This is a genomic window from Bacillus sp. JJ1474, from assembly GCF_036965225.1.
GTDB lineage: Bacteria > Bacillota > Bacilli > Bacillales > Cytobacillaceae > Cytobacillus.
In genome coordinates this window covers 1-533 of sequence record NZ_JBALPC010000336.1, presented here as the reverse complement: position 1 = coordinate 533, position 533 = coordinate 1, and the positions used below count along the sequence as shown (strand labels likewise).

General features: G+C 35.5%; 1 protein-coding gene. It reads left to right on the top strand.

The window, feature by feature from the left end; genetic code table 11:
• Positions 1-175 precede the first annotated feature (175 nt).
• The gene (locus V7164_RS25495; RefSeq protein WP_335355633.1) at positions 176-337 is read left to right on the top strand and encodes a hypothetical protein; all 162 of its coding nucleotides are present in this window, start codon (positions 176-178) and stop codon (positions 335-337) included.
• Positions 338-533 lie beyond the last annotated feature (196 nt).

Here is a 533-nt window from a genome sequence, read left to right as displayed (position 1 = left end):
ACAAAATTACCATTACTTTCTTATAATTTATATAGTAATTAACATAAAATGAATAGTCAACAAAACTTAGCTAAATTTTACACAAATGTTACATGATTCGACAAATGTTTAATTGATTTATTCTTGAGTGTTTTTTCAAAAAGATGTAGATTATGTCATTAATACTGATGCAGGATTGGTAAAGGATACGTCAACTGCTCAAAATGACAGTCTGCAATTTAGGGTAGCTACGACTAAGAAAGGAGATGTGGTTAAACCAGAAGTGACCATCGTCCAAGGTGCAGAAAACGGACAATTTAAAGCGGTATTTAGTGATGATAAAAAACAAGTCCTGTGACGAACATCAAAAGTCACAGGGCTTTTTCCATTTATGACATTGTTCGCCCCAATATTAAACACCTAACCAACCGATCATTTATAAGTTTTCTATCTACCCTTAGAAGCAACCAAGACGTCGTCATGGGTCTCGCTTTCCAATGAGCTTTCTCCAAACATCCCTCCCTGTCACCTCTTCAAACCCTTCCAATCAAACG